The following is a 7,488-nucleotide window of genomic DNA, read 5'->3' on the forward strand; positions in this document are numbered from 1 at the left end:
GTCCCGTACGGCACGAGCACCGCAGCGTGGTGGATGCGGCGCTCTACCGGGACGGCCGCCGGGTCTCGTCCCCCGACACGCTCGCGGAGACCTTCCGCAGGCTGCGCGAGACCCCCGACGGCATGGCGTGGATCGGCCTGCACCGCCCGTCGGAGGCCGAACTCCTCTCCCTGGCCGAGGAGTTCGACCTGCATCCGCTGGCGGTCGAGGACGCGTTGGAGGCCCATCAGCGCCCCAAGCTGGAACGGTACGGCGAGACCCTCTTCGTGGTGCTGCGCGCGGCCCGCTATCTGGACGCGCCGGAGGAGGTGGACTTCGGCGAGCTGCACGTTTTCATCGGCCGCGACTTCCTCATCACCGTCCGCCACGGCGCCGCCCCCGACCTCTCGGCGGTGCGGCGCCGCATGGAGGAGACCCCCGAGCTGCTGGCCCTGGGCCCGGAGGCGGTGCTGTACGCGATCCTGGACGCGGTGGTGGACGGCTACGCCCCGGTCGTCGCCGGCGTCCAGAACGACATCGACGAGATCGAGACGGAAGTCTTCCGCGGCGACCCGGAGGTGTCGCGCCGCATTTACGAACTCTCCCGCGAGATGGTGGAGTTCCAACGCGCCACACGCCCCCTGGTCGGCATGCTGCACGGCCTGATGGCGGGCTTCGCGAAGTACGGCACGGACGAGGAACTCCAGCGCTACCTCCGCGACGTGGCCGACCACGTCACCCACACCAGCGAACGCGTGGACGGCTTCCGCCAGGCCCTCACGGAGATCCTCACGGTCAACGCGACGCTGGTGACCCAGCAGCAGAACGCGGAGATGCGGGCACTGGCGGAGGCGGGCTTCGAGCAGAACGAGGAGATCAAGAAGATCTCGTCTTGGGCGGCCATTTTGTTTGCTCCCACGTTGGTGGGAACTATTTATGGGATGAACTTCGAGAACATGCCCGAACTGGGGTGGGGGTTCGGGTACCCGTTCGCAATTCTGCTGATGGCGGGGGTGTGCGTGAGCCTGTACTTCATCTTCAAGCGACGGGACTGGCTGTAGGCGCCAGCCCAAGCCAAATGATCAACTTCGCTTATGCGGACATCCATGGGTAACTGTTTTGGGCCCTGGGGAGAATGCGCGGCCTTGGGGAGCGGGCCATCATTCTCCTCACCTGCTCTTCCGCACTTGCCGTACGACGTGGCTCAGCGGAGCGGCTTCAGCCAACCGTCACTTAGTGTGTCCTACCGGGCCGTGCGGGCGTCTGCGCGCAGCGCGGCTCGCCCTCTCCATCAGGAGGGCCGCACTTCCCGGCCGAGAGCCGTGGTGACAGCCCTGGTGAACGAGGCGGGTGCGTAAGGGCTTCGCCTCCGATGTGCAGCAGTCGGCGCGGACCTCGTCGAGGGTCACGGTTGGGGAAGATTGGCGGGAACCCGCTTGCGATGCGCTCGACCGTCTGGCTAGCTTGCACGTAGGAATGGAGCCCGGGAAAGCGCCTGGGCCACCCCCCGTCATCTTTAGGTACGGAGCGTCGGAGAGCACCCTCGCCACCACCTGCTTCCACACCCTACGCACCCAATCTGTTCTCGGCTGTCAACCGCCGGGCAGGTGAAAGGCGATGCCTTGACCATCTATTCCCAGCACGCCAACCGTGGGAAGACGCAGATCCTTGCGACCTACCAGGGCCCGGACGGCGTAGCGTCCAAGACTGTGACGAGCCTCGGCGACTCTCGCCTCGCGGCTCCGATCGTCGACGCCCTCAACCGGATCTCCGCCTTCATTACCGTCCCTGTCAGTGTCCACGACCGCCGGGAACGGCGCGTGGACTACTACCCGCACAAGCACCTCGCGGCGCTGACTGACGCTGCCGCCCGAGTCGAACTCCTGAATGGCGCGCACAGCCTGTGGTACGAGTACGTCTGCCTAAGGCTTCATCAGGCGCTGGCCGACTTGGAGGATGCCTTGGTGGCTGTGCCCGATACGGTCAGCAGGGCGATCCGTTCCGAACTGGAGCTAGAGGAGCGCGAGTTGCGAGCAGCACTCGATGACTTCTCAGGGACTTCTTCGGGAGACGAGCCGGAGCCCGAGCGGCACTGGGAGTTCGACCATCCATTCGTGAATTACGACGACGGAATGGACACACTGAGCGACCGGACACGTGCACAGCTCGACAGCCGTGAGGAAGACTGCACCCCGGAGGCTCGGGAGAAGGCCGTCGCCGGCCTCCGAGTACTGGTCACCGCACACTCCAGGAGCGGTGCCATGTGGGCTTCCCTGGATGATCCCAGCTGCGAGCTGTTTGCGGAGCCCTACGACTCTGACGGTTTCTACTTGACCGTCCACGCGCCCGAACCCTCTGACGACGTCGGCTCGTGGGAGATCGAGATCGGGCACTGGGAACCTGACGATCCCCACGAAGAATACGGGGAACACACCAGTGCGACCGGCAGCACCATACTCAAATGTGCTCTTCCCTCTGCACCGGACGCCGACGAGATCACACGCCTGCTGAAATCCGTGGAGGAGAACCCGATGGTGCTTGCACAGTGGGCCAAGACGCCGGTGGGAACGGCACTCGAAGGGACCACCATGGTGGTAACCAAGCATCACGACTCGTGATCGAGCGTCCGGAGGAGGGATCGGGCTGACCAGATGACGGCCTCGACCAACCGGTCGTCGCAGGACAGCCTCACGACCGCCCCCGCTCGCTGCAGAGCGGGGGCGGTCCAAGTTGTGGACTCACATACGAGTGGTACCGGCGGCGCGGAGCCGCGCCCAGGCCAGCCGTCAGCAGCCGTCCAGGCCGAAGGGGCGCGATCAAGGAGCGCCCATGGCTCGCAGGCTCTGGACGACATACGTCATGTGCTGAGCATTGCCGACCCACAACCAAGTACTGAAGGTGCCAGTTCCACCACTCCCTTGTGCGCAGTCACGGATCCAAGCCTCACCGGCACTCGTACTAGGCTTCCTGAAGCCGGGAGAGTCAAGTAAGTGCCGCGCCATGAAACGGTTGTTGGTGGCATGCCCCTCGCCACGCGCCAGCATCTTCACGATGACGAAGGAGCGGTCGGTGGTATAGCGCAGCGCTCCCCATGGCGGGCCGCCCTTGCCTTGCGGAACGCGAGCAAGGTCGGAGGCGGCCTGAATCCCATAGTCGCCGTAGGTCAGTAGGGAAAGGTAGGGCCGTCCACTCTCCGCGGTCTCGCACCACAGGGTCCAATCCGTGCGCGGCTCGTCGTGCAGTCCCTGGTCCATCAATTCAGCGGTCAGCGCTGGCATCCCACCACCAATCACCGCGACGGTCCGCCACGGGGCGAGAGATACCAGCGCGTCCAGCGCCCTCAACGCCTCCTTGCCGGCGTCGGGGCGGTCGGCCAGCACAGCGACCAGGTCAAGGAGAAGGTCCACCCGTACAGCAAGGTCCGCACGCGCCAGCAGGTCACGAACACGCTCGACCACGTCACCACCACCCCACCCCTCTGCCATCCGCACCCGGATACCGAGTCCGTCACCGGAGCGCCGGGCCGTCTCCAGTGCCCATGTCTGCTGTGCCCGAGGCCGCTCCGGCCCTGTCACGGGGCGCAACGGGGCCACAGCGATGACTCCGCTCAAAAGGGGCTCAAGAACCGGAAGTTGACTCTCATCGGCGAATGGGGCGTCGAGCCATGCCGGATGGTAGCGCTGAGCTTTCGTCACCTTCTCCAGGTCACCCCGGAACATGGACTCCAGCTCCGAAGGCAACAGGCCGGGGCGGAGCGGGAGACTCCACAGTGGTGCCACAGCCCGCTGGATGTCGGGACGCAGACGGCGATAGGCGTCCGCAGCATGAGGTCGCGCCGGAAGTGCGGGAACGTACAGCGGTTCGGACATAGCGGCTCGCCCCCCCTTGTTCACCGCTTGCTCCTCGTCCCTTCTGACCAGGGTGAGCGGCAACGCGTGGTTGCGGAAGAGGGTGTTCTCAGCCAATGCAGGCCCCATTGCCCCGCGACACGAGAACAACACCCCCTTGCGCTGGAGAGTCGAGAGCAACGGGTACCGCGCGGTGGTACAGCCTCAGCTCACGCCGCCGTGACGCCCCTGGAGCCCGTCGAGCAAGCAATCAACGGCTGCCCGTCCCTTGCCTCCGGCCTCCGGCATGAAGTGGGCGTAGTGGTCGAGGGCGACGGTGTGCCGAAGCACGTGGCGCTTTGAATGAAGCCCGTGCGTAAGTCGGCGGGTATCCGGGGACGGAACCCTGTCCTGAGTCACCTCGGAAAGCTGGCAGGCGTCGTCTTCGATAGCTCAGACCACGTATTGCACTGGATCAGAGAGTTCGATGAGCAATGGATCTTCTAACAGCGCCCTGGGAAGCCGTACGCCACACTTCTGCACAGTGACCTCGACTGGTCCGATCCCGATCATGCCTACCGGATTGCTCCTGCCCGGCGCATGGGCTCAAGGGATCCATCTCGGCGAAGACTTCCCCAAAGAGTTGAGGCCTGAACATGCCGGAGGCGCTGTGGCTCGCCTTCTGCTTCTCTACGACAGAGCGGTTCCGGCGTGGAGTTGAGGTACCGAGATGAGAGAGTTGGTAACCGCATACACGCCCGGTTGACGGGCTGTCACCGGCGGTGTCGCTCCTCCTGTCTCCCGCCCAAGAGGGGGTTTGAGCTAGACACACTGAGTGTCTAGTTGCGTGACAGTACTGGCGCACAGTCGGAAACGCCCAGGACGTCAGCGGACCATCAGCACAAATGGCAGGCAGTTAGCCCAAGGATACCGAGTATCCCAAGTTGCGTCGGGACAAAGGGCGACGGGATCAAATTTCGCGACCCCGACCTGTAGAACCAGGTCAGGCCCGGTACTAAGAGATCAGTACCGGGCCTGACCTGTTCTCCGGACCTCCGAGGAGTTGACCTGACCGACCGCGGTCACCGTGTCGGTACAGCTCGACGAACTCGCCCTTGGACGACGACATGAACGAACAGCGAGGCCGGGGCCCTCCCTCCACCCTGCTCTCCACAACAACCATCCCCGCAGCAGCCAAAACTGGCAACGGTTTCCAGATACCCGGCGCACAATGGCTGTTGCACTTCAGCACGAACGCTCTGAACCATGCGAGCGTCTCCAGCCAGCCGTCGATCCGTTCCTGCGGGAGATCCGTTGTCCGTTCGTGTCAGACCCGCCCAGCCCGGAGACCCTGTCCGCATCGGCCCCTACCGGATCGTCGGACGTCTGGGCTCAGGCGGTATGGGTACAGTTCATGCCGCACTCGACCCCACTGGGTTACGGGTAGCGGTGAAGCTCATCCACCCCGCACAGGCCGCAGACCCCGAGTTCCGCGCCCGGTTCCGGCGCGAGGTCGAGCTTTCCCGGCGCGTAACGGGCCCATCCCTGGTGCCGCTACTCTCCGCCGACCCGGAAGCCGCGCTCCCCTGGCTCGCCACCTCCTACGTCCCCGGCCCCACTCTGAATGAGCACGTGGCCGCGCACGGGCCCCTGACCGGAGGAAGTCTGTATGCCTTCGCCACCGGCACCGCCACCGCACTCGCTGCCATCCATGCGGCCAACGTGATCCACCGTGATTTAAAGCCTCAGAACGTCATCCTCGCGCCGGCCGGGCCCATGATTTTGGACTTTGGGATTGCCCGTGCCCTTGACGGCACCAGCGTGACCCGTACTGGCTCGATGACCGGCACGCCTGGATGGATCAGCCCTGAGCATTACCGGAACGGTACAACCGCAGCCGCAGGCGACATCTTCACGTGGGGAGCACTCATCGCCTATGCCGCCACTGGGCGACTGCCGTTCGGGTCCGGTGCACCGGACGTCGTCGCATTTCGCATCATGTCCGAGCCGGCTGATCTGGAAGGGATACCGGAAGGGCTTCGAAGGGTCCTGGAGAAAGCTCTGGCCAAGGGGGCGGACGAACGTGGAACAGCTGATGCAGCCGCTGAGAAGTGCGCCAAGTTGCTCGCTGCCCAGACAACACAGGTAGTGGATGCCGGGCTGGAGCCGACGCGCGTCGGCAACCTAGTGGCCACAGGATGGCAGATGCCGCCCATACCCGACCCTTCCTGGCACCTTCCGCCAGCTCATACAGGCAAACGCACCGTGGCCACGGTCCTGGTGGCTGCAGCGGTCGTCGGCGCGCTGACAGGCGGAGGGCTGGTCTTCTTGCCCAAGGAAACTACTGGTGACGCGCCCGCGGCGGCACCAGGGACCAACATCGTTCCTACGCCCGCACACACATCGCCCCAGCCTTCGGCGACGCCTGCTCGTGCTGGAGGGTCGGGCGCCCTCGTGATCGGTGGGAGCCCAAGTTTGGCTACGTGGCACCAGGCACGTCCGGCGCAGGGACAAGGTGAGCACGATGTGGCTCGCGCGGTTCTGCACGACACCGGAACCATCTGGCATGAGGGGATCGAGGTCGCTCCGAAGACCGTGACGTTCCACGAGCCGCGTAAGGAGGTGTACCTCTCCTACTCGTTGACCGGTGTAGAGGCAGTGCGCCTCTACACGGAGACCGAGATCGCGTCCTCCATCTGCCTGACCTTGCGGGATGTGGTACGCAGGCTTCACCCGGACCTGCCGTACCGCAAGTACGTCCTCGTGAACGAGTCGCCCGGCAGCACCACCCGGGTGGCATGGGACGACGACTTCATGGCCAATTCCCGATGCAGGTCGGCCGCCGACCAGGAGACGACCTCGGTGCCTGATACCTGGCAGCCAAATGATGACGGGCAAGCCGCCGCGATGGTGCCCAGCACAGACCTCACCGAAATCCGGGTCGCCGACCAAGCAGCACGGAAGATCATCGCGAGGTCGAACAGCATGCAACAGACGCTGGGAACAGTACGCACCCTGAGCGGCAGGGACATCAGCGTTGGCTTCGACCCCGCGGGATCGGCCACGTACGTGTGGTCCAACTACAACATGTGGAGTAGGGACGAGGTCGACGTCTGGGCGGCGATGGCCGCAGGCGAGGCGTGCCGCGCTCTGGTCCGGCAGCGGAAGGACTCGGGCACAGCGTGGCCGTATGTGCACTACGCGGTGGCGGAGATCGCTGCGTCCCGCTACCAAGTGGTGCGCTCGGGTACGGCAACGACAGCGTCCGAGTGCCCCGCCTGAAGGTGTAAGTCCGCGCCCACGGGAAGAGCGGCCCGGGGCGAGCCAGCAGCATTCGGTTCAGCACCATCAGGAGAGCCCAAGCAGCAAGACACCGCGGCGAGCTGATCAGCGCTAAGCCCAGAGGGGCACAGCCAGCCATTCGGTGACGAAGAGGTCGTAGGTTCAGCTGCTACCGGTCCTTCTCGCCCGCCGGACCTGTTTTCGGTGCGTGGGCCACCACGGGCAGCACGCCCCGGACCAGCCACGCGTCTAGCCTCTCTTGCCCCTGTGACTCCAGCATCGCCGATACTTTGGGTGACGGCTGAGCCATCTCTGAGCACCTCGCGTCGGCGGTGGTCCTGTGCACGCGCGACTCTGCTTCGGCTTCAAGCGACGCGACTGGCTCACGCCCCCGAGCCCC

At 65.2% G+C, this 7,488-nt stretch carries 4 protein-coding genes; 3 read left to right on the forward strand and 1 reads right to left on the reverse strand.

Going from position 1 to position 7,488, the window contains the following annotated elements; translation table 11 throughout:
- Together ACJA3G_RS24990 and ACJA3G_RS24995 are read left to right on the forward strand one after the other, a co-directional pair.
- A partial coding sequence (locus ACJA3G_RS24990) for a magnesium and cobalt transport protein CorA (RefSeq protein ID WP_406555290.1) occupies nt 1–1,040 on the forward strand: 1,040 nt, incomplete at its 5' end.
- Between the two features lie 561 nt (nt 1,041–1,601).
- Nucleotides 1,602–2,597: a hypothetical protein gene (locus tag ACJA3G_RS24995; protein WP_406555291.1), complete on the forward strand. Its 996-nt coding sequence runs from the start codon at nt 1,602–1,604 to the stop codon at nt 2,595–2,597.
- A gap of 198 nt (nt 2,598–2,795) precedes the next feature.
- Here the strand turns inward: ACJA3G_RS24995 and ACJA3G_RS25000 are convergent, their stop codons facing one another.
- Nucleotides 2,796–3,944, reverse strand: a complete 1,149-nt coding sequence (locus ACJA3G_RS25000; protein WP_406555292.1) for a beta family protein — start codon at nt 3,942–3,944, stop codon at nt 2,796–2,798.
- A gap of 1,128 nt (nt 3,945–5,072) precedes the next feature.
- On the opposite strand from ACJA3G_RS25000, the gene ACJA3G_RS25005 reads away from it, so the two are divergent.
- On the forward strand, nt 5,073–7,088 hold the full coding sequence (locus ACJA3G_RS25005) for a serine/threonine protein kinase (protein ID WP_406555293.1): 2,016 nt from the start codon (nt 5,073–5,075) through the stop codon (nt 7,086–7,088).
- Nucleotides 7,089–7,488: the final 400 nt, after the last annotated feature.

The organism is Streptomyces sp. YS-3 (assembly GCF_045257485.1).
In the GTDB taxonomy this organism is placed as follows: Bacteria; Actinomycetota; Actinomycetes; order Streptomycetales; family Streptomycetaceae; genus Streptomyces.

Bases quoted from the DNA above. Each gene is read 5' to 3' on its own strand.
- ACJA3G_RS25005 (WP_406555293.1), top strand. From the start codon at position 5,073: ATGCGAGCGTCTCCAGCCAGCCGTCGATCCGTTCCTGCGGGAGATCCG.